The sequence below is a fragment of the Streptomyces sp. NBC_01244 genome (assembly GCF_035987325.1).
Taxonomy (GTDB): Bacteria; Actinomycetota; Actinomycetes; order Streptomycetales; family Streptomycetaceae; genus Streptomyces.
Genome location: NZ_CP108488.1, coordinates 4,955,723 through 4,976,042, shown reverse-complemented (window position 1 = coordinate 4,976,042; position 20,320 = coordinate 4,955,723). Strand labels below are relative to the sequence as shown.

The window sequence follows — 20,320 nt, the reverse complement described above, 5'->3', positions numbered from 1 at the left end:
GTCTTCCCCAAGGGATTTCTGCACGTCAGAGGCGGTCTGGAGGCAGCCCTGGGGGCCGTCCGAAGGCCACCCGGAGGCCACCCGGAGGACGTCCGGGGCCGGTTTGACGCGAAATTCCGGCCTCCGGGTGGGTACCCGGAGGCCGGAACGGCGGGCCGTCAGGACCAGGTGATCAGACGGCGCGGGTGCTCCAGGACGGCGGCGATGTCCGCGAGGAAGCGGGAGCCGAGTTCACCGTCGATGAGGCGGTGGTCGAAGGACAGCGCCAGGGTGGTGACGTGGCGGGCCTTGACCTTGCCCTTGTGGACCCAGGGCTGGAGCTTGATCGCGCCGACCGCGAGGATCGCGGACTCGCCGGGGTTCAGGATCGGCGTGCCGGTGTCGACGCCGAAGACGCCGACGTTGGTGATGGTGATCGTGCCCTGCTGCATGTCGGCCGGGGAGGTCTTGCCCTCACGGGCGGTGGCGACCAGCCCGGACAGGGCCCGCGACAGCTCGCCGAGCGTCTTGGCGTGGGCGTCCTTGATGTTCGGGACGATCAGCCCGCGCGGGGTGGCCGCCGCGATGCCCAGGTTGACGTAGTGCTTGAGCACGATCTCCTGGGCCGCCTCGTCCCAGGACGCGTTCACGTCCGGGTTGCGGCGGATCGCCACGAGGACGGCCTTGGCGATCAGGAGCAGCGGGTTGATCCGCAGACCGGCGAGGTCCGGGTCCTCCTTGAGCTCCTGGACCAGCTTCATCGTGCGGGTCACGTCGAAGGTGATGAACTCGGTGACGTGCGGCGCGGTGAAGGCGGAGCCGACCATGGCCTGGGCGGTGACCTTGCGGACGCCCTTGACCGGGATACGGGTCTCGCGGGCGGATCCGGGCACCTCGGCCTGGGCCTGTACCGGAGCCGCCTGGGCCGCCTGGACCGTCTGGGCCGCCGGAGCCGGGGCCACCGGGACCGCCGGAGCCACGGCCTGCGGGGCGATGGCCGCCGCGGCCGCCGCGTGCACGTCCTCGCGGGTCACGACCCCGCCGTCGCCGGTGGGGATCACCGCCGCCAGGTCGATGCCGAGGTCCTTGGCGAGCTTGCGCACCGGCGGCTTCGCCAGTGCGCGGGCCGCGCTCGAACCGGCGACCGGGGTGGCCGTGCCGCTCGGGGGCTGCGCGCCGGTCGTCCCCGGCTGGGCCGGGACCGCTACGGACTGCGTGGCGGCGGGAGCGACCGGAGCCGGCTGCGCGATACCCGTGCCGTTCTGCGCAGCGACCGCCGGCTGCGGTGCCTTGCGCGGGCGGCGCTTCGTGGAAGCGGTGGAAACTCCGTACCCGACCAGGACAGGCTGGCGGGCCGTGGGGGCCGCGTCCTCGGCGCCGCCGGCGGCCTCCGAGTCCGCCGTCGCCGCCGGAACGGCAGCAGCGGCCGGAGCACCGGCGACAGCCGAAGCAGCCTCCCCCGCGTCACCGCCGGAGGCAGTCCGCACCGAAATGATCACCTGGCCGACGTCGACCGTGACGCCCTCCTCGAAGAGGAGCGCGTGCACGACCCCGTCGAAGGGGATCGGCAGCTCGACGGCCGCCTTCGCCGTCTCCACCTCGCACACGACCTGGCCGTCGGTGACGGTGTCACCCGGCTGGACGTACCACTTGAGGATCTCGGCCTCGGTGAGGCCCTCGCCCACATCGGGCATCTTGAATTCGCGGATCGTCATCGCAGGGCTCTCCTCAGTACGCCAGCGAGCGGTCGACTGCGTCGAGCACCCTGTCCAGGCCCGGCAGGTACTCGTCCTCCAGGCGGGCCGGCGGGTACGGGGCGTGGTAGCCGCCCACGCGCAGCACGGGCGCCTCCAGGTGGTAGAAGCACCGCTCCGTGATGCGAGCGGCGATCTCCGAACCCACACCGAGGAACACCGGCGCCTCGTGGACCACCACGAGCCGGCGGGTCTTCTCCACCGACGCCTGGATCCCGTCGAAGTCCACCGGGGACATCGAGCGCAGGTCCACGACCTCGACCGACTTGCCTTCCTCGGCGGCGGCCGCGGCGGCCTCCAGGCAGACCTTCACCATGGGACCGTAGGCCGCCAGGGTGATGTCGGTGCCCGCGCGGGCCACCCGCGAGCCGTGCAGCGCGTCGGGGATGGCCTCGACGTCGACCTCGCCCTTGTCCCAGTAGCGGCGCTTCGGTTCGAAGAAGATGACCGGGTCGTCGCTGAGGATCGCCTGCTGGAGCATCCAGTAGGCGTCGCTCGCGTTGGACGGCGAGACCACCTTGAGGCCCGGGACGTGCGCGAACAGCGTCTCCGGGGACTCCGAGTGGTGCTCGACCGCGCCGATGCCGCCCGCGTAGGGGATGCGGATGACGACCGGCATCTTGATGGTGCCGAGCGAACGCGCGTGCATCTTGGCCAGCTGCGTGACGATCTGGTCGTACGCGGGGAAGACGAACCCGTCGAACTGGATCTCCACGACCGGGCGGTACCCGCGCAGGGCCAGGCCGATCGCGGTGCCGACGATGCCGGACTCGGCCAGCGGGGTGTCGATGACCCGCTCCTCGCCGAAGTCCTTCTGCAGTCCGTCGGTGATGCGGAAGACGCCGCCGAGCTTGCCGACGTCCTCGCCCATGATCAGGACCTTGGGGTCCTCTTCCAGGGCCTTGCGCAGGGAGTCGTTGAGCGCCTTGGCGATGGTGAGCTTCTGTACGGCCATGACGGTCACTCCCCGCCTTCGAAGGACGCGAGGTAGGCGGCGAACTGCGCGCGCTCCTCGTCGACGAGCGCGTGCCCGTCCGCGTAGACGTTCTCGAAGATCGCCATCGTGTCGGGGTCGGGCATCGAGCGGACGACCTCGCGCACCCGCTTGCCGAGTGCCTCGCTCTCCACCTCCAGCTGCTCGAAGTACGCCTCGTCGGCGCCTCCGGTGGCCAGCAGGTGGGCCTTCAGGCGCAGGATCGGGTCCTTGGCCTCCCAGGCCGCCGTCTCCTCGTCGCGCCGGTACTTCGTCGGGTCGTCGGAGGTGGTGTGCGCGCCCATCCGGTAGGTGAAGGCCTCCACCAGCGTGGGCCCCTCTCCCCGGCGGGCCCGCTCCAGCGCCCAGCGGGTGACCGCGAGGCAGGCCAGTACGTCGTTGCCGTCCACCCGGACGCCCGGGAAGCCGAAGCCCTGGGCGCGCTGGTAGAGCGGCACGCGCATCTGGCGCTCGGTGGGCTCGGAGATGGCCCACTGGTTGTTCTGGCAGAAGAACACCACGGGCGAGTTGTAGACCGCCGAGAAGGTGAAGGCCTCCGCCACGTCGCCCTGGCTGGACGCGCCGTCGCCGAAGTAGGCGATGACGGCCGAGTCGGCGCCGTCCTTGGCCACGCCCATCGCGTACCCGGTCGCGTGCAGCGTCTGGGAGCCGATGACGATCGTGTACAGGTGGAAGTTGTTGGTGGTCGGGTCCCAGCCACCGTGGTTCACACCGCGGAACATGCCGAGCAGGTTGGTCGGGTCGACCCCGCGGCACCAGGCCACTCCGTGCTCGCGGTACGTCGGGAAGACGTAGTCGTCGTCGCGCAGGGCCCGGCCGGAGCCGATCTGGGCTGCCTCCTGGCCGAGCAGCGAGGCCCACAGGCCCAGCTCGCCCTGGCGCTGGAGTGCGGTCGCCTCGCCGTCGAAGCGGCGGGTCATGACCATGTCGCGGTAGAGACCGCGCAGGTCATCGGTGGTGATGTCGGCGACGAAGGGCGCGAATTCCGCGACGTCGGAATTTTCCGCGACGTCGACGCGCACCCCCTCGGGCGTCAGCAGCTGTACGAGCTGGGGCTCGGCGTCATGCTTCTTCGCGGTGGCAGCGGCGGGCTTGGCGGCGTTGGCCGCGCCGGCCGGCCGCTTGGTGCCGCTGCTGCGTCGCGGCTTGCGCGCGGCAGTGCTCTCCACGGTCACGATTGCTCCTCCGTCGGTCCGGCACCCGGGTTCTCCGGGGACCAGTGCGGCTCACCTGGATCTCTGCCCGCGCACGGGGTGGGTGCGCTCCGGGTCTGGGATTCAGGCGTGACAGGTGCCCCGGCGAGTGCCCTGCGCAATGCACGTTACCCAGTGCGTCGCATAACTGCGAAACCCCGTTTGACCTGCGATTTTGCTTGGATTTCCAAGTAAATTCGCGGAACCGGGAACAACCACTGGTCACAGCCTTGCAGGGGGCCGGAACAACGGCACGTTATCCCGCTCGTCTCCGGCAGGGAAGGGGTGAGTGTGTGAAACTGAGTTCGTGCGCGAAAACGGAAAAATCAAGGTATTCCTCCTGGACGACCACGAAGTGGTGCGTAGGGGTGTTCACGAGCTGTTGTCGATGGAATCGGACATCGAGGTGGTGGGTGAGGCCGGTACGGCCGCCGACGCGCTGGTCCGCATCCCCGCCACCCGCCCCGACGTGGCCGTCCTCGACGTCCGGTTGCCCGACGGCAGCGGCGTGGAGGTGTGCCGCGAGGTGCGCTCCCAGAACGAGGACATCAAGTGCCTGATGCTCACCTCGTTCGCCGACGACGAGGCGCTGTTCGACGCGATCATGGCCGGCGCCTCGGGCTACGTGCTCAAGGCCATCCGCGGGAACGAGCTGCTCAACGCGGTGCGTGACGTGGCGGCCGGCAAGTCCCTGCTGGACCCCGTGGCCACGGCCCGGGTGCTGGAGCGGCTGCGCGACGGCAAGAACGGCAAGGGCGACGACCGCCTGTCGAACCTCACCGAGCAGGAGCGCAAGATCCTCGACCTGATCGGCGAGGGCCTGACGAACCGCGTGATCGGCGAGCGGCTGCACCTGGCCGAGAAGACGATCAAGAACTACGTCTCCAGCCTGCTGTCCAAGCTCGGCATGGAGCGCCGGTCCCAGGCCGCCGCGTACGTGGCCCGGCTGCAGGCCGAGAAGGGGCGCTAGCCTCCCCGCATTCGCTACAGAGCGTTACGCCCCGTGGTCGCACGATTCCACGGGGCGCGCTGTTTCATTCGGGACCAACGTCCCCGATGTGCGGGGCGGGCTCCTCTTTTCCGGCAGGGTGTCGGTACCGGACAGTGGATGACATGTCCCCAGAGGAACTCCACGCCATCGAACTGCTGCGCCGCGTGCCGTACGGCCGAGCCGCCACCAGCATGCGCGCGCTGCCCTTCCTCGCCGTCGCGCGCCACATCGTGGTGAACGGCAAGGTCGTCCTGAGAATGCACGCCGGTTTCGGCTACCACCACGCCTGCAACGGCAGCGTGGTCTCGTACGGAGCCGACAACTTCAATTCCGGCGAGTCCCAGCTGTGGTCGGTGCAGTTCACCGGCACCGCGAACCTCGTCGAACCCACCACCGCCGAACTGGAACTGTTCGGCCCCGGTCCGCACTTCGTGGACGGCGCGGTCTTCGACCCCGTCTACATGCGGATCGAGCCGCACCTCGTCACCGTCCACACCCTCGCGGGCAATCTGGACCGGCAGTACCAGCACGCGCTCTGAGCGGTCTCCCCGGGACTTCGGTCCCGACGTGGGAACGGCCCGGCGGCCATGTCGATGACATGACCGCCGGGCCGTTCGCATGCCTCGGGGCGACTACTCTCCGTCGTCCTGGTTCCCGTCGCCCTCGGGCGACTTCGTCGGGGACTGCGTCGGCGGCGTCGGCTTCGACGGGCTCGGCGTGGGCGTCGGGGTCGGCGTCGGCGTCGGGGTCGGCGTCGGCGTGGGAGTCGGCGACGGGGAGTACGACGGCGAGTACGAGTAGCTCGGCGTGGAGGACTTGCTGCGGCTCGGACCCGGCGTGTACGAGTTCTCCGGCGCCGACCTGGACGTCGAGGTCTCCGGCGCCGGGCTCTCCGGCGTCGCACCTTCCGAGGAGGACGCGGAGCTCGCCGGCGGGGTCACGCTCGTGCCGGGGTCCTTCTTGGCGCCGCCGAAGTTGTCGACCGCGTACGCCACGCCGCCCGCGACCGCGAGGACGGCGAGGACCGCGAACAGCCACAGCTTCCAGTTGCCGCCGCGGGGGCGGTCGTCGTAGCCGCCGGGCCCGTTGTAGCCGCCGTTCCCGCCGTGGCCGTTGCCGCCCCCGCCGGGGAAGGCGGAGCCGTCGTCCGGGTTCAGCGGCGGCACCATCGCCTGCTGGAACTGCGAGGTCGAGGAGTGCGAGCCGTACGGCGGCTGGCCCTGGCCGGGCGTCGCCATCGCCGTGGTCTGCGCCGGGCCGCGCCCGTGCGGCAGCGCCATGGTGACCGGGCCGGTGTTCCAGGTGCCGGTGTTGGCCCCCTGGTCGTGCAGCATCTGCAGGGCGTACTGGACCAGCCCGCGCATCTCCTCGGCGCTCTGGAACCGGTCGTCCGGGTCCTTGGCGAGGGAGCGCATGACGAGCCCGTCGAGCTCCTGCGGGATGTGCCCGCCCTCCGGCAGCTGCGAAGGCGGGATCGGCGCGTCCTGCACGTGCTGGTAGACCACCGACAGCGGGGTCTCCCCGGTGAACGGGGGACGCAGCGAGAGGAGTTCGTAGAGCAGGCAGCCCGTCGCGTACAGGTCGGAGCGGTGGTCCACGGCCTTGCCGAGGGCCTGTTCGGGCGAGAGGTACTGCGGCGTGCCCATGACCATGCCGGTCTGGGTCATCGTCGACTGCGCGCCGTGCAGGGCGCGCGCGATGCCGAAGTCCATCACCTTGACCGCGCCGGTGTCCGTGATGATCACGTTGGCGGGCTTGATGTCGCGGTGCACGATGCCGTGCTGGTGCGAGTACGCGAGCGCTTCGAGCACGCCGGAGGTGATGATCAGCGCCTGGTCGGGGCCCGGGGCCTCGGCGCTGATCAGCAGGTCGCGGATGGTGCGGCCCTCGACGAGCTCCATGACGATGTAGGGGACGACGTTCGGGCCGACCCGGTCCTCGCCCGAGTCGTACACGGCGACCACGGCATGGTGGTTGAGGCCGGCGACCGACTGCGCCTCGCGGGTGAAGCGGGCCTTGGACACCGGGTCTTCGGCCAAGTCCGGGCGCAGCAGCTTGACGGCGACGGTCCGGCCCAGCCGGACGTCCTCCGCGGCGAAGACCTCCGCCATGCCGCCTCGGCCCAGACGGTGGGTCAGCCGGTAACGGCCGTCGCCCACCAGGCCGCCCGCGCCCCAGTGCTCAGGACCCTCTGCCATCCCGGCGCCGCTTCCCTCGGGTTCGGGTGCCATCAGTCCTCACCGTCGTCTGTCTCGGCCGCCGCTCAGCGGTAGTCCTCATCGTGTGCTCCGACGAACGCTACAGCCTCGCAACCGGTCACTGTTCGGACAAGGACGCCGCCACCCGACGGCACGGCCCGCCTGTGGACCCCCTGTGGCCTTGTGGTCACGGAACGGGAACCTGGCTTGACGTGTGCTTGCCCTCCGGCAGACTGAGGCCGACATGCGCTCAGCCAGAGGCGTAGGGACACACCCGAGGGGAAGCAACAGTCATGAGCCAGGACGGCACTCAGGGCCAGTACGCAGGCGGCTCTCTGGCCGGTGGCCGTTACCAGCTAAGGGACTTGCTCGGCGAGGGAGGCATGGCCTCCGTTTATCTCGCGTACGACTCGGCACTCGACCGCCAGGTCGCCATCAAGACCCTGCACAGCGAGCTCGGGCGCGAGCAGTCCTTCCGCGAACGCTTCCGCCGCGAGGCGCAGGCTGTAGCGAAACTGTCGCACACCAACATCGTCTCGGTATTCGACACCGGTGAGGGCGTCGTCTCCTTCGCGAACCCCTCGATGGCCGACGGCGCGGTGATGCCGTACATCGTCATGGAGTACGTCGAGGGGCAGCCGCTCGGCTCCGTCCTGCACGGCGACATCACGCAGTACGGGGCCATGCCGGCCGACAAGGCGCTGAAGGTGACGGCCGACGTGCTGGCCGCCCTGGAGAGCAGCCACGAGATGGGGCTGGTCCACCGCGACATCAAGCCGGGCAACGTCATGATGACGCGGCGCGGAGTGGTGAAGGTCATGGACTTCGGCATCGCGCGGGCCATGCAGTCGGGGGTCACCTCGATGACGCAGACCGGCATGGTCGTCGGGACCCCTCAGTACCTCTCCCCCGAGCAGGCGCTCGGGCGGGCCGTGGACGCACGCTCCGACCTGTACTCGGTGGGCATCATGCTCTTCGAGCTGCTGACCGGGCGGGTCCCCTTCGTCTCCGATTCGGCCCTGGGCATGGCGTACGCCCACGTGCAGGAGGAGCCCGTCGCGCCCTCCTCCATCAACCGCGCGGTCACCCCGGCGATGGACGCCCTGGTGGCGCGGGCCCTGAAGAAGAACCCGAACGAGCGTTTCCCCACCGCCGCCGCCATGCTCGACGAGGTCGCGCGGGTGGCGAGCGCCGGGCACGCCGGGGCCCCGGTCATCGTCCCGGGCTCGCACCCGACGAACAGCGGCGCCGGGCTCGGCTCGGCCGTGTTCCCGCCGGTGGACTCCGCCCTGCAGGCGCCGCCGCACTCGGTGCAGCAGCCGTACCAGGCGCCGCACACCCCGGTGCCGTCCGCGTACGCGCCGACGCCGCCGCCGGGGCCGCAGGCCGGGGCGTACGGGTACCCGCAGCAGCACCAGCAGCACCAGCAGCAGCCCTCGCACTTCCAGCCGCAGGCGCAGACCCCGGCCCCGTACTCCGCCTCGACCCCGCCGCCGTACACGCTCTCGCCGCAGGGCGGTCAGGGCGGTCAGGGCGGTCAGGGTCCGGCCGCGGGTGCCCGGAAGAAGAACACCCCGGTCGTGGTGGGCGCCGTCGTGGTGGCGCTGCTGGCCATCGGCGGGCTGATCGCCGCGCTGGACCTCGGCGGGGACGACAAGGACAAGGCGGGGCCGACGCCGCCGGGCTCCTCCACCTCGGCGTCCGCCTCGGCATCCGGCCCCGCGAAGGCCGGGCACAAGGGGCCGGACCTCTCGCGGACGATCGCGGAGTCCAAGTGCAAGGAGGCACCGAAGCACCACACCCAGGTCGGAAAGGTGACGGCGCCGGACTTCCGGTACATGAACGAGGTCTCGGTGAAGGCGTGCATCCGGGCCGCCGGCTGGAAGTACGACCCGAAGCCCAAGGACGAGGCGATCTACGGCGAGGGGACCGTCGTGGAGCAGTACCCCGCCGACGGTGAGGCCATCGACCCGAAGGAAACCACCTTCACCCTGTACATCTCGACCGGCGACCCGGAGTGATCCGGGAGTGATCCGGGAGTGATCCGGGAGTGATCCGGCACTGAGGGGTGCTCCACGGAGGAGTGAACGGAGTTCGCCCGCCGGGCAGCGGCTCTGATACATACGCGCAGGTCATACCCGCCGCACCTCCGGGAGTCCTGTTGCACCACCCCGCGCGCAGCCTCGTCCGCGTCCTCACCGCCACCGCCGCCGCGCTGGCGGTGGGCGCGCTCGCCGTCGCGCCCGCCTCGGCGGCCGGCGCCTCGTCCGGCTGCGACACCACCGGCGCCTACGGCAGCGCCGACTGGACCTGGCTGAACGGCTCCACCCTCATCCACATCAAGCTCACGTCCGTGGACACCGCGGACGACGCCCGCGTCGCGGGGGTCCAGCTCTACACGCTGGACCACCGCGGCGGCTCGCACGACTGGCCCTGGCGCTTCAACAAGCGCGGGGCCGGCAAGAGCCAGACCTGGGAGACCACCCTCCAGGACAAGCGCGGGATCGACCGGGTCGGCGTACAGGCCGCGGCGTTCAACGACGCCGGCTACCGGAGCCTGTGCGGGTCCGGATCCGTGAAGAATCCGACCTTCTGAGCGGGCCGGCATCCCGAACGGCCTGTACGGGATGCCGGTTTTGTCCGGTTATGTAAATCTGAGTCCGTGACCTACGCCCGCGCGCTGCGCTGGACCGCCGGGGCAGCGTTGGCGACCGCCACGCTGCTGATCACGGCGCCCGCGCACGCCGCGGCCTCCGGGTCCGCCCCGGCCTCCGCTTCGGCCTCCGCCCCCACTTCTGCCTTCGCCCCCGGTGCGGCCTTCGCCCCCGCCCTCCCGTTCGCCTCCGCCCACGTCTTCGCCCCTGCGCCCGCCCGCGCTTCCGTGGCCGCGCCCGTGGCCGTGGCCGACGCGGCCGACGCGGCCGACCGGGCCTTCGAGGATCTGGCCGGGAGTTCCGCCGGGGCCGGGCGGGAGCGTCCCGGGCGGCCGGTGGGCGCGCCCGCCAATCCCGAGACCGTGCTCGCCGCGCGTCCCGTCCCGGCGCACCCGCGCACCGAGCAGCTCGCGGCGGTTCCCGCGCTCCCCTCCGAGCCCCCGGCGGTCCAGGCGATCGGCGCGCTCGGCACCGAGCCGAACGAGCGTGCCGCCGACCTGGCCGCGCACATACTGCCGCTCGGAACGGGATTCGCCCTGATGGGGCTGGGTCTCGGATTCATGGGAATGCGGCTGCGCCGGGGCATGTAGCCCCCGGGTCCCCCTTGCGGCGTAGGCCCCAGGATGGTTGCGGAGCGATACATACTCGGTATACATACTGAGTATGTCGATCCGCCACGGCCTTCTCGCCCTGCTGGAACGGGGCCCCCGGTACGGCTCCCAGCTGCGCACCGAATTCGAGTCCCGCACCGGTTCCACCTGGCCGCTCAACGTCGGGCAGGTGTACACCACGCTCGCCCGGCTGGAGCGCGACGGCCTCGTCGCCCCCGGCGGCGAGGACACGGCCGGGCACACCCTGTACGCCATCACCGAGACCGGGCGCCACGAACTGCGCGAGTGGTACGAGCGTCCCGTCGACCGGGCCAACCCGCCCCGGGACGAGCTCGCCATCAAGCTCGCCATGGCCGTGGGCGCGACCGGCGTGGACATCCGCGCCGTCATCCAGGCCCAACGGCACGCCACCGTCCAGGCCATGCAGGACTACACCCGGCTCAAGGCGCAGGCGCTCGCGGCCATCGAGAGCGGGCGCGGCAGCGAGCGCGACGACATCGCCTGGCTGCTGGTCCTGGAACAGCTGATCTTCCAGACCGAGGCCGAGGCCCGCTGGCTCGACCACTGCGAGTCCCGGCTGGTACGGCTGTCCGCGCGCGGGGAGCGTGCGCCGGCCGAGGCCGAACCGCCCGAGGGCCACGGCACGGCCCCCGGGGCCACGACCGCCCCGACCACACCCACGACCGCACCCACGACCAACACCGACCGGTCTCTTTCCCGTATCGCCCGCGCGCGGCGGGTCTGAACCACCGCTCCACGTCCCAGGGGGGAACCCTTCATGCCCGACCAGCCCGTATTGCAGCTGGACCAGCTCGTCCGCATCCACGGCAGCGGCGCCACCGAGGTGCACGCCCTGCGCGGGATCAACCTCTCCGTGTACCCCGGCGAACTCGTCGCCGTCATGGGCCCCTCCGGGTCCGGCAAGTCCACGCTGCTGACCCTCGCCGGCGGACTCGACACCCCGAGCAGCGGCAAGGTGATCGTCGAAGGCACGGACATCACCACCGCGAGCCGCAAGCAGCTGGCCGCCCTGCGCCGCCGCAGCATCGGGTACGTCTTCCAGGACTACAACCTGATCCCGGCCCTCACCGCCGCCGAGAACGTCGCCCTGCCGCTCGAACTCGACGGAGTCTCCGCCCGCAAGGCCCGCGTCTCGGCGCTCTCGGCCCTGGAGGAGATGAACCTCGGGCAGCTCGCCGACCGCTTCCCCGACGAGATGTCCGGCGGCCAGCAGCAGCGCGTGGCCATCGCCCGCGCACTGGTCGGCGACCGCCGCCTGGTCCTCGCCGACGAGCCGACCGGCGCCCTGGACTCCGAGACCGGTGAATCCGTACTCGCCCTGCTGCGCTCGCGCTGCGACGCCGGTGCGGCCGGGATCCTGGTCACCCACGAGCCGCGCTTCGCGGCGTGGGCCGACCGCGTGGTGTTCCTGCGCGACGGCAGCGTCGTCGACGAGACCCTGCGCAGCCAGGCCGACTCCCTGCTCTCCGGGCAGGCGGCCGCTCAGTGATCTCCTCGTACCACTCCTGGATCGCGGCGATCCGGATAGCCCGCCGCGACGCCTGGCGCTCCAAGGGCCGCAGTGCCCTCGTCCTGGCCATGATCGCCCTGCCGATCGTCGGCGTGAGCGCCGTCGACCTCACCATCCGCAGCTCGGAGCTCTCCACCGAGCAGCGCCTCGACCGGGTGCTCGGCGCCGCCGACGCCAAGCTGACCTCGCCCCACATGGACGCGCCGCTCTACCAGAGCCCCGACGCGCAGAGCTACGCCCCGGTCGGCGGCTACGAGAAGTACGAAAAGAGCGCGGACGGCCGGGACAAGCCCGCCGCCGCGCCCGAATTCCCGGCCGGAGCGCAGGCCGTCAAGGACAGCAAGGCCTACGCCAAGGTCCGCAGCCGCTACGGGATCCTGGACGCCGAGCTCCGCGAGGTGGACCCGACGAGCCCGCTGATCAAGGGCCTGTGGACGCTGGAGCGGGGCCGGCTGCCGCAGGCTCCCGGAGAGGTCCTCGCCACCGGTGCCTTCCTGGAGGAGTCCGGGTACTTCCTCGGCTCCAGCGTGACCCCGCGCGAGTCGACCACCTCGTACAAGATCGTCGGCGTCTACGAGATGCCCGACAACCTGCACAACTCACAGCTCCTGGCCCTGCCGGGGACCCTGCTGGCCCCGCTCGACCGGGACCGCAGGGCCGCCGGCGGCACGGGGCTGGACCCCCAGGACGAGTACCTGGTGAAGGTCGGCGGCGAAGGTTTCACGTGGAACATGGTCAAGGAGGCCAACGCCAAGCTGCACCTCGTCGTCGAATCGCGCGTCGTGCTGCTCGACCCGCCGGCCGACTCCGAGGTGCCGCTCTACACCCAGCAGCCCAAGGACATGTGGCAGCCCGGCGTCAGCCTCGGAGCCACCGAACTGGCCATCGTCTCCACCATCGTCGGCCTCGCCATGCTGGAGATCTGCCTGCTGGCCGGACCCGCCTTCGCGGTCGGCGCCCGGCGCTCGCGCCGCCAGCTCGGCCTGGTCGGCGCCAACGGCGGTGACCGGCGGCACATCCGGGCCATCGTGCTCTCCGGCGGACTCGTCATCGGCGCCGCGGCGGCCGTCATCGGCACCGTCATCGGCATCGCCCTCACCGTCGGGCTCCGCCCGGTGCTGGAGGACACGATCGGCAAGCGGTTCGGCAGCTTCGACGTCCGCCCGCTGGAACTCCTCGCCATCGGCCTGCTCGCCATCCTGACAGGCCTGCTGGCCGCCATCGTCCCGGCCGTCAACGCTTCCCGGCAGACCGTGCTGGCCTCCCTCACCGGCCGCCGCGGCGTGCGCCGGGCCAACCGGGTGCTGCCCGTGCTCGGCCTGATCGCCATCGCGGGCGGGGCCGCCATCGCCCTGTTCGGCTCGGTCTCCGAGATGGGCTCCACCGTCGTCGCGGGCGGCAGCGCCATCGCCGAGCTCGGCGTCGTCGCCCTCACCCCCACCCTGGTCGGCCTGTTCGGCCGCGCCGGCCGGTGGCTGCCGCTGTCGCCCCGCCTGGCGCTGCGCGACGCCGTCCGCAACCGGGGGCGTACCGCGCCGGCCGTGGCCGCCGTCCTGGCCGCCGTCGCCGGCACCGTCGCCGTGGCCACCTACCAGCACAGCAGGGAGATCCAGGCGCGGCACGAGTACGTCGCCCAGCTCCCGTACGGCGCCGGCCTGATCGAGAGCAACGAGTTCACCGCGTACCGGGACGTGCCCGCGGTGCGCGAGACCCTGTCGAAGGAACTCCCGCTGGCCGTACGGGCCGACGTGGACCGGCTCGTCGTCGGCAAGCCGGGCTGCTCCCCGTACGGGGACGACGCGGAGTGCGGGATGGCCGAGGTCATCATCCCGAAGGAGCAGCGCTGCCCCCTCTACTCGGCCGTGAACGGACCGGAATCGTTCTCCCTGGCCGAACGGAAGAAGCTGCGGGCCGACTGGCGGTGCCAGTACGACCGCTTCGGCGTCCAGTACTCCCTGGTCGTCGCCGACGCGAAGCTGATGACCGTCCTCGGCGTCGAGGACCCGGGCGCCGCGGCCGCGCTGAAGGCGGGCAAGGCCGTCTCCTTCAAGAAGCAGAACGTGCGCGACGACAAGGTCACCGTGCGGCTGTTCAAGGGCCGGGGCGAGTCCGCCCCCGGCGCCGCGCCCGATGAGCCGCCGCCCGGCAAGGACAAGGTCTTCGCCGCGTACCAGGTGCCCGAATCGGTGAAGGGCTACGGCGTGGAGCTGGTGCTGCCGCCCGCGGCCGCGAAGAGCGCCGGCATCGCCACCGTCCCCTTCGGCTCGTACTTCACCCTCGACGGGGGCGCGAGCTCCGAGCAGCGCCAGCGCCTCGAGGGGGCCCTGGACAAGCTCGGCGTGGACACGAGCGTCCGGATCGAGAAGGGCTACGAGGGCGACGACAGCCTGGTCATGCTCGTCCTGACCGTCTTCGCGGGCCTCGTCACCATCGGCGCGGCCGGCATCGCCACCGGCCTGGCCCAGGCGGACGCCGAAGGCGACCTGAAGACCCTGGCGGCGGTCGGCGCACCGCCGCGGGTGCGGCGCACGCTCAGCGGCTTCCAGTGCGGGGTGGTCGCCCTGATGGGTGTGGTCCTCGGCTCGGCGGCCGGGATCCTGCCCGCGGTCGGGCTCCGGCTCACCGAACGGCGGGCCGCGGCCGACCTGGTCCGCAACGGCATCGAGAACGGCTACGAGGCGGCCACCGAGGCCATCCCGTACATCCCGATCGCGGTGCCCTGGACCACGCTGGGCGGGCTGCTGATCGTGGTCCCGGTGGGCGCGGCCCTGCTGGCGGCCCTGGTCACCCGGTCGAGCGGAGCGCTGGCCCGCCGCGAGGTCTGACGAATCCGGTGCCGGTTGGTGCCCCCGCACAGGGTGGATCACGCCCGTGCGGGGGCACACCGTGTGAATACGAAGGTGTGCGAGAGAATGACGGCATGGAGATGCCGAGGAGTGAACGGTCGCAGGACAGCCCCCCGCCCGGCCTGATCGTGGGGCAGGACGGGATGCCGGTCGGCGGCGCCGATGACGAGTCGCGCGAGGTCCCGGTGACGGAGATGGTCGAACAGCCCGCCAAGGTCATGCGGATCGGCAGCATGATCAAGCAACTCCTGGAAGAGGTACGCGCCGCACCTCTGGACGAGGCCAGCCGGGTCCGTCTCAAGGACATTCACGCAGCGTCGGTGAAGGAGCTGGAAGACGGCCTGGCTCCCGAGCTGGTGGAGGAACTGGAGCGGCTCTCCCTCCCCTTCACAGAAGAGGCGATCCCCTCCGAAGCGGAACTGCGGATCGCCCAGGCGCAGTTGGTGGGCTGGCTGGAAGGCCTGTTCCACGGCATCCAGACGGCCCTGTTCGCGCAGCAGATGGCGGCGCGGGCCCAGCTGGAACAGATGCGCCGCGCCCTCCCGCCGGGCTCCTCCCACGAGGACGACGAGGACGGCCCCCACGGCGCCATCCGCTCGGGCCCCTACCTCTAACCCCCACCCCGCCCCACCCCTCCGGGGCCGCCCACGGCGGCCCCGGACCCATATCCACCCGCCGCCGAGGCCGGGGGCCCGGGGCGCGGCCCCAGGGGTCCGGGGTACCCCGCTTTCAGCCGTACGGCGTTTGAGGACCGGGGTCTGGGGCGGAGCCCCAGGGGGTCCGGGCGCAGCCCGGCACCCTTCCCGCCCGTCCGGCGCTTGAGGACCGGGTCAGGGCAGAGCCCTGGGAACGGTGGAAGGGCGGGTAGGGGACTCCACCCCGCGCAGCGGCAACGGTCGCAGCGGGCACTCCGCCCCGCGCAGCGGCACATCGGCCCACCGGGCCACCGGGCCACCGGGCCACCGGGCCACCGGGTAGGGACCCGGTAAACGCCGCAGCCCATCCGGCCCCAACCCCCCGCATACTCGGGGAATGACCTACGACGCCATCGTCCTGGCCGGCGGCGCCGCAAGCCGACTCGGCGGAGCCGACAAACCCGGCCTGCTCGTCGGCGGCCGCCCCCTCCTCGACCGCGTCCTGGACGCCTGCGCGGACGCCCGCACCACCGTCGTCGTAGCCGACCGCAGGCAGACGTCCCGGCCCGTGCACTGGGCCCGGGAGGACCCCCCGGGCGGCGGCCCCCTCGCCGCGCTGGACGCCGGGCTGCGGCACACCACCGCCCCGCTGGTCCTCGTACTCTCCGCCGATCTGCCGTTCCTGGACCGGGACACGGTCCACTCCCTGCTCGGAGCCCTCGACGCGCCCGAGCAGCGCGCCCGGGACGGAGCCCTGCTCCGGGACCCGGGCGGCCGCGACCAGCCCCTGGTCGCCGCGTACCGCGCCGAGCCCCTGCGCAGGGAAATCGCCCTGCTGGCCACCGAACACGGCTCGGTGAACGGCCTCCCCCTGCGCGCCCTCACCGCCGAGCTCGACCTCGCCCCGGTCACCGCGACCGCGCCGCTCGCCTCCTTCGACTGCGACACCTGGGACGATCTCGCCGCCGCCCGCGCCCGAATCAGAGAGCATGGAACCGTGCTGGAGCAATGGATCACCGCCGTCAAGAACGAGCTGGGCATCGACGTCGCCGTCGACACCAAGACCCTGCTCGACCTCGCCCGTGACGCCGCGCACGGCGTCGCCCGGCCCGCCGCCCCGCTGACGACCTTCCTCGTCGGCTACGCGGCGGCCCACGCCGAAGCCACCGGCGCCGACCCCGAGCAGGCCGTGGCCGAGGCCTCCCGCAAGGCCGCCGAACTGGCCCTGCGCTGGGCCGCGGAAGGCGAAGCCGCGGAAGCCGCCGGTCGCGAGGCCACCGGTCCCGAAGCGACCGGCTCCGGATGACCACCGACCCCGGCACCGACGCCGACCGCGCCCTCGACCAGGCCCTCGCGCTGGTCAGCCGCGCCCCCCGCCCCGACGCCGCCAACTCCGCCAACGGCACCGGCACCGGCGGCGGCGCCTCCGGCGGCCACCGCGCCGCGACCTGGCTCCGGGCCCGGGAGACCGCGACCCGCGCCGGTGCGGCCGTCCGCGGCCGCACCCACCGGGTCCCCCTGGCGGCCGCCCTGGGCGAGGTGCTGGCCGAGCCGCTCGACGCCCTGGGCGACCTGCCGTCCTTCGACACCTCCGCGATGGACGGCTGGGCCGTCGCCGGGCCCGGCCCCTGGACCGTCCGCCCCGGCGAGAGCGCGCTGGCCGGGAGCGAGCGCCCCGCGCCCCTCGCGGACGGCGAGGCCGTACGGATCGCCACCGGTGCCCGGATCCCCGCGGACACCACCGCCGTGATCCGCAGCGAGCACTCCCGCGAGTCCGGCACCCTGCTGTACGCCGAGCGGCCCGTCGCCACCGGCCAGGACATCCGCCCGCGCGGCCAGGAGTGCCGCTCCGGCGACCTCCTGCTGCCGGCGGGCTCTCTGGTGACCCCGGCCGTCCTCGGTCTCGCCGCGGCCGCCGGGTACGACGAGCTGACCACCCGCCCCCGGCCGCGCGTGGAGATCCTGGTCCTCGGCGACGAGCTGCTCACCGAAGGTCCCCCGCACGACGGCCTGATCCGCGACGCGCTGAGCCCGATGCTGGGCCCCTGGCTGACCCGGCTCGGCGCCGAAGTCGTCACCGTCCGGCGGCTCGGCGACGACCCGGCGGGCGCAGCGGCGCTGCTGGCGGCCGTCACCGACTCCACCGCCGACGTGGTCATCACCACCGGCGGCACCGCCTCCGGCCCCGTCGACCACGTCCACCCCGTGCTCGCCAGGGCCGGCGCCGAACTGCTCGTCGACGGGGTCGCCGTACGCCCCGGGCACCCGATGCTGCTGGCCCGCCTCGGCGACGGCCCCGACAGCCGTCACCTGGTGGGCCTGCCCGGCAACCCGCTGGCCGCCGTCTCCGGGCTGCTCACCCTCGCCGAACCGCTGCTGCGGGCCCTCGCCGGACGGCGTCCGCGCCCCCGGTACGTGGTGCCCGTGGAGGGCGACGTACCGGGTCACCCGCACGACACCCGGCTCGTACCGGTCCTGCTGACCGAGGACCACGCCGTACCGCTGCGCTACAACGGCCCGGCGATGCTGCGCGGCGTGGCCGCCGCGGACGCGCTGGCCGTCGTGCCCCCGAACGGGGCGCGATCCGGACAGGAGTTGGAGATCCTCGATCTCCCGTGGGCCTCGGGGGGATGTTTCACGTGAAACTTCACGGATCCGACGCGATGGCACGCGGCGCCGACGAGAAACTCGTCTCGCGCCGCATCAAACTGCCCAAGCGCATCGTCGAAAAGCCGCTCCGGCAGGTGTCCCGGCGCCTGTTGATGGCGCTGTTCGTGATGTTCCTGACGGTCCTGATCGTGTGGATCGACCGCGGCGGCTACCACGACAACGCCAACGAGAAGGTCGACTTCCTCGACTGCGTCTACTACGCGACCGTCACCCTGTCGACGACCGGCTACGGCGACATCGTCCCGTACAGCGACAGCGCGCGGCTGGTCAACATCCTGCTGATCACCCCGCTGCGCGTGCTGTTCCTGATCATCCTGGTCGGCACCACCCTGGAAGTCCTCACCGAACGGACCAGGGAAGAGTGGCGGCTCAGCCGCTGGAGGAAGAACTTGCGCGAGCACACGGTCGTCGTCGGCTTCGGCACGAAGGGCCGCTCCGCCCTGCAGACCCTTCTGGCCACCGGCCTCAGCAAGGAGCAGGTCGTCATCGTCGACCCCAGCGCCAAGGTGATCGACATCGCCAACGCGGAGGGGTTCACCGGGGTCGTCGGCGATGCCACGCGCTCCGACGTCCTGCTGCGCGCCGAGATCCAGAAGGCCCGTCAGATCGTCATCGCCACCCAGCGCGACGACACGGCGGTCCTGGTCACCCTGACGGCCCGCCAGCTCAACCGCGGCGCGAAGATCGTGGCGGCCGTCCGGGAAGAGGAGAACGCGCCGCTGCTGCGCCAGTCGGGCGCCGACGCGGTCATCACCAGCGCGAGCGCGGCGGGCCGGCTGCTCGGCCTCTCGGTGCTCAGCCCGAGCGCGGGCACGGTGATGGAAGACCTCATCCAGCAGGGCAGCGGGCTCGACCTGATCGAGCGTCCGGTGAACCGCTCGGAGGTCGGCAAATCGGTCCGGGACACCAACGACCTGGTCGTCAGCGTCCTGCGCGGCCACCGCCTGCTCCCGTACGACGATCCGCACGCGAGCCCCCTCCAGCTGACGGACCGTGTCATCACCATCGTCCGCGCGGTCCCGCCGAGTTCACCGCCGGTGGTACTGGGCTCGGCCGAGTAGCCCTCCGTCCGGCGGGCCCGACCGGTAGCCTCCGGGCCATGTATGCGATCACCATCGAACAGCCCGGCGGCCCCGAGTCCCTGGTGTGGGCCGAAGCACCCGACCCGGTGGCCGGCGACGGCGAGGTCATCGTCGAGGTGGCGGCGAGCGCCGTGAACCGCGCCGACGTCCTGCAGCGGCAGGGTTTCTACAACCCTCCGCCCGGCGCCTCGCCCCATCCCGGCCTGGAGTGCTCCGGGCGGATCTCCGAGGTCGGTCCCGGGGTGTCCGGCTGGTCGGTCGGCGACGAGGTGTGCGCGCTGCTCGCCGGCGGCGGGTACGCGCAGCGGGTGGCCGTCCCCGCGGGCCAACTGCTGCCGGTACCGGCGGGCGTGGACCTGGTGACGGCGGCGGCCCTGCCGGAGGTCGTCTCCACGGTCTGGTCGAACGTGTTCATGGTGGCCGGTCTGCGCCCGGGCGAGACCCTGCTGGTGCACGGCGGATCGAGCGGCATCGGAACGATGGCGATCCAGCTCGCGAAGGCCGTGGGCGCACGGGTCGCGGTCACCGCGGGCGGCAAGGAGAAGCTGGCGCGCTGCGCCGAGCTGGGCGCCGACATCCTGATCGACTACCGCGAGCAGGACTTCGTGGAGGTGCTCCGGGCGGCCACGGACGGCGCCGGGGCGGACGTGATCCTGGACATCATGGGCGCGAAGTACCTGACCCGGAACGTGGACGCCCTCGCCGTGAACGGCCGCCTCGCGATCATCGGACTCCAGGGCGGCGTCAAGGCGGAGCTCAACCTGGCCGCCCTGCTGGCGAAGCGGGCGGCGATCACCGCCACCACGCTCCGGGCGCGCCCCCTGGAGGAGAAGGCGGCGATCGTCGCGGCCGTACGGGAACACGTGTGGCCCCTCGTCGCGGCGGGCCGGATCCACCCGGTGGTCCACGCGACGTACCCCATGCGTGACGCAGCCGAGGCCCACCGCGTCCTGGAATCCAGCACCCACGTCGGCAAACTCCTGCTGACCACGTGAGCTGACCGGCGCCCCGGGCTCCGGGCCTTCTCAGCCGTCCGGCGTTTGAGGACCGGGGTCCGGGGCTGAGCCCCGAAGGGTCCGGGGCTCAGCCCGGGCACCCCTCCCCAGCCCGTCCGGCGTTTGAGGACCGGGTCAGGGCCGGCCCTGGGAACGGTGGAAGGGCGGGTAGGGGACTTCGCCCCGC

At 72.3% G+C, this 20,320-nt stretch carries 17 protein-coding genes; 13 read left to right on the top strand and 4 right to left on the bottom strand.

The window, feature by feature from the left end:
• Nucleotides 1-158 precede the first annotated feature (158 nt).
• The 3 genes from OG247_RS22400 to pdhA are packed head-to-tail and all read right to left on the bottom strand — an operon-like array spanning nucleotide 159 to nucleotide 3,902.
• On the bottom strand, nucleotides 159-1,694 hold the full coding sequence (locus OG247_RS22400; protein ID WP_327253909.1) for a dihydrolipoamide acetyltransferase family protein: 1,536 nt from the start codon (nucleotides 1,692-1,694) through the stop codon (nucleotides 159-161).
• A 13-nt stretch (nucleotides 1,695-1,707) separates the two neighbouring features.
• Nucleotides 1,708-2,688, bottom strand: a complete 981-nt coding sequence (locus tag OG247_RS22395) for an alpha-ketoacid dehydrogenase subunit beta (protein WP_327253908.1) — start codon at nucleotides 2,686-2,688, stop codon at nucleotides 1,708-1,710.
• Between the two features lie 5 nt (nucleotides 2,689-2,693).
• Entirely contained in the window at nucleotides 2,694-3,902 is a 1,209-nt protein-coding gene (pdhA, locus tag OG247_RS22390; protein WP_327253907.1) for a pyruvate dehydrogenase (acetyl-transferring) E1 component subunit alpha, read from the bottom strand.
• Nucleotides 3,903-4,227: 325 nt separating this feature from the next.
• Here pdhA and OG247_RS22385 point away from each other — a divergent pair, with 325 nt between their 5' ends.
• Both OG247_RS22385 and OG247_RS22380 read left to right on the top strand, forming a co-directional pair.
• The gene (locus tag OG247_RS22385) at nucleotides 4,228-4,890 is read left to right on the top strand and encodes a response regulator (protein ID WP_266906697.1); all 663 of its coding nucleotides are present in this window, start codon (nucleotides 4,228-4,230) and stop codon (nucleotides 4,888-4,890) included.
• 143 nt (nucleotides 4,891-5,033) lie between these two features.
• Entirely contained in the window at nucleotides 5,034-5,450 is a 417-nt protein-coding gene (locus OG247_RS22380; RefSeq protein WP_327253906.1) for a pyridoxamine 5'-phosphate oxidase family protein, read from the top strand.
• Between the two features lie 93 nt (nucleotides 5,451-5,543).
• Here the strand turns inward: OG247_RS22380 and OG247_RS22375 are convergent, their stop codons facing one another.
• A complete protein-coding gene (locus OG247_RS22375) occupies nucleotides 5,544-7,109 on the bottom strand; it encodes a protein kinase domain-containing protein (protein ID WP_327253905.1) in 1,566 nt (521 codons plus the stop codon).
• A 293-nt stretch (nucleotides 7,110-7,402) separates the two neighbouring features.
• Here OG247_RS22375 and OG247_RS22370 point away from each other — a divergent pair, with 293 nt between their 5' ends.
• The 11 genes from OG247_RS22370 to OG247_RS22320 all read left to right on the top strand — a co-directional run bounded on the left by OG247_RS22370 (nucleotide 7,403) and on the right by OG247_RS22320 (nucleotide 20,133).
• Entirely contained in the window at nucleotides 7,403-9,130 is a 1,728-nt protein-coding gene (locus OG247_RS22370; protein ID WP_327253904.1) for a Stk1 family PASTA domain-containing Ser/Thr kinase, read from the top strand.
• A 140-nt stretch (nucleotides 9,131-9,270) separates the two neighbouring features.
• Complete coding sequence (locus OG247_RS22365; RefSeq protein WP_327253903.1) at nucleotides 9,271-9,705, top strand: hypothetical protein; 435 nt, start codon at nucleotides 9,271-9,273, stop codon at nucleotides 9,703-9,705.
• 66 nt (nucleotides 9,706-9,771) lie between these two features.
• The gene (locus OG247_RS22360) at nucleotides 9,772-10,353 is read left to right on the top strand and encodes a hypothetical protein (RefSeq protein ID WP_327253902.1); all 582 of its coding nucleotides are present in this window, start codon (nucleotides 9,772-9,774) and stop codon (nucleotides 10,351-10,353) included.
• A 73-nt stretch (nucleotides 10,354-10,426) separates the two neighbouring features.
• Nucleotides 10,427-11,119 (top strand): PadR family transcriptional regulator, encoded by a 693-nt coding sequence (locus OG247_RS22355; RefSeq protein WP_327253901.1) that lies wholly within the window; start codon nucleotides 10,427-10,429, stop codon nucleotides 11,117-11,119.
• Between the two features lie 33 nt (nucleotides 11,120-11,152).
• Nucleotides 11,153-11,884, top strand: a complete 732-nt coding sequence (locus OG247_RS22350) for an ABC transporter ATP-binding protein (protein ID WP_327253900.1) — start codon at nucleotides 11,153-11,155, stop codon at nucleotides 11,882-11,884.
• A complete protein-coding gene (locus tag OG247_RS22345) occupies nucleotides 11,881-14,730 on the top strand; it encodes an ABC transporter permease (RefSeq protein WP_327253899.1) in 2,850 nt (949 codons plus the stop codon). Before OG247_RS22350 ends, OG247_RS22345 begins: the two co-directional genes overlap by 4 nt.
• Before the next feature lie 95 nt (nucleotides 14,731-14,825).
• On the top strand, nucleotides 14,826-15,365 hold the full coding sequence (locus OG247_RS22340; protein WP_266906713.1) for a bacterial proteasome activator family protein: 540 nt from the start codon (nucleotides 14,826-14,828) through the stop codon (nucleotides 15,363-15,365).
• Nucleotides 15,366-15,783: 418 nt separating this feature from the next.
• Nucleotides 15,784-16,692 (top strand): NTP transferase domain-containing protein, encoded by a 909-nt coding sequence (locus OG247_RS22335; protein WP_327253898.1) that lies wholly within the window; start codon nucleotides 15,784-15,786, stop codon nucleotides 16,690-16,692.
• Entirely contained in the window at nucleotides 16,689-18,029 is a 1,341-nt protein-coding gene (locus tag OG247_RS22330) for a molybdopterin molybdotransferase MoeA (RefSeq protein ID WP_327253897.1), read from the top strand. Before OG247_RS22335 ends, OG247_RS22330 begins: the two co-directional genes overlap by 4 nt.
• Nucleotides 18,017-19,117, top strand: coding sequence for a potassium channel family protein (locus OG247_RS22325; protein ID WP_327253896.1), 1,101 nt, complete (start codon nucleotides 18,017-18,019; stop codon nucleotides 19,115-19,117). The genes OG247_RS22330 and OG247_RS22325 overlap by 13 nt, the downstream gene beginning before the upstream one ends.
• Before the next feature lie 38 nt (nucleotides 19,118-19,155).
• Entirely contained in the window at nucleotides 19,156-20,133 is a 978-nt protein-coding gene (locus tag OG247_RS22320; RefSeq protein ID WP_327253895.1) for an NAD(P)H-quinone oxidoreductase, read from the top strand.
• Nucleotides 20,134-20,320 lie beyond the last annotated feature (187 nt).

Excerpts from the sequence above, each read along its gene's own strand:
- OG247_RS22400 (WP_327253909.1), bottom strand. The coding sequence starts at position 1,694 with ATGACGATCCGCGAATTCAAGATGCCCGATGTGGGCGAGGGCCTCACC.
- OG247_RS22395 (WP_327253908.1), bottom strand. The coding sequence starts at position 2,688 with ATGGCCGTACAGAAGCTCACCATCGCCAAGGCGCTCAACGACTCCCTG.
- OG247_RS22380 (WP_327253906.1), top strand. The coding sequence starts at position 5,034 with ATGTCCCCAGAGGAACTCCACGCCATCGAACTGCTGCGCCGCGTGCCG.
- OG247_RS22375 (WP_327253905.1), bottom strand. The coding sequence starts at position 7,109 with ATGGCAGAGGGTCCTGAGCACTGGGGCGCGGGCGGCCTGGTGGGCGAC.
- OG247_RS22370 (WP_327253904.1), top strand. The coding sequence starts at position 7,403 with ATGAGCCAGGACGGCACTCAGGGCCAGTACGCAGGCGGCTCTCTGGCC.
- OG247_RS22355 (WP_327253901.1), top strand. The coding sequence starts at position 10,427 with ATGTCGATCCGCCACGGCCTTCTCGCCCTGCTGGAACGGGGCCCCCGG.
- OG247_RS22350 (WP_327253900.1), top strand. The coding sequence starts at position 11,153 with ATGCCCGACCAGCCCGTATTGCAGCTGGACCAGCTCGTCCGCATCCAC.
- OG247_RS22340 (WP_266906713.1), top strand. The coding sequence starts at position 14,826 with ATGGAGATGCCGAGGAGTGAACGGTCGCAGGACAGCCCCCCGCCCGGC.
- OG247_RS22335 (WP_327253898.1), top strand. The coding sequence starts at position 15,784 with ATGACCTACGACGCCATCGTCCTGGCCGGCGGCGCCGCAAGCCGACTC.
- OG247_RS22330 (WP_327253897.1), top strand. The coding sequence starts at position 16,689 with ATGACCACCGACCCCGGCACCGACGCCGACCGCGCCCTCGACCAGGCC.
- OG247_RS22325 (WP_327253896.1), top strand. The coding sequence starts at position 18,017 with ATGTTTCACGTGAAACTTCACGGATCCGACGCGATGGCACGCGGCGCC.
- OG247_RS22320 (WP_327253895.1), top strand. The coding sequence starts at position 19,156 with ATGTATGCGATCACCATCGAACAGCCCGGCGGCCCCGAGTCCCTGGTG.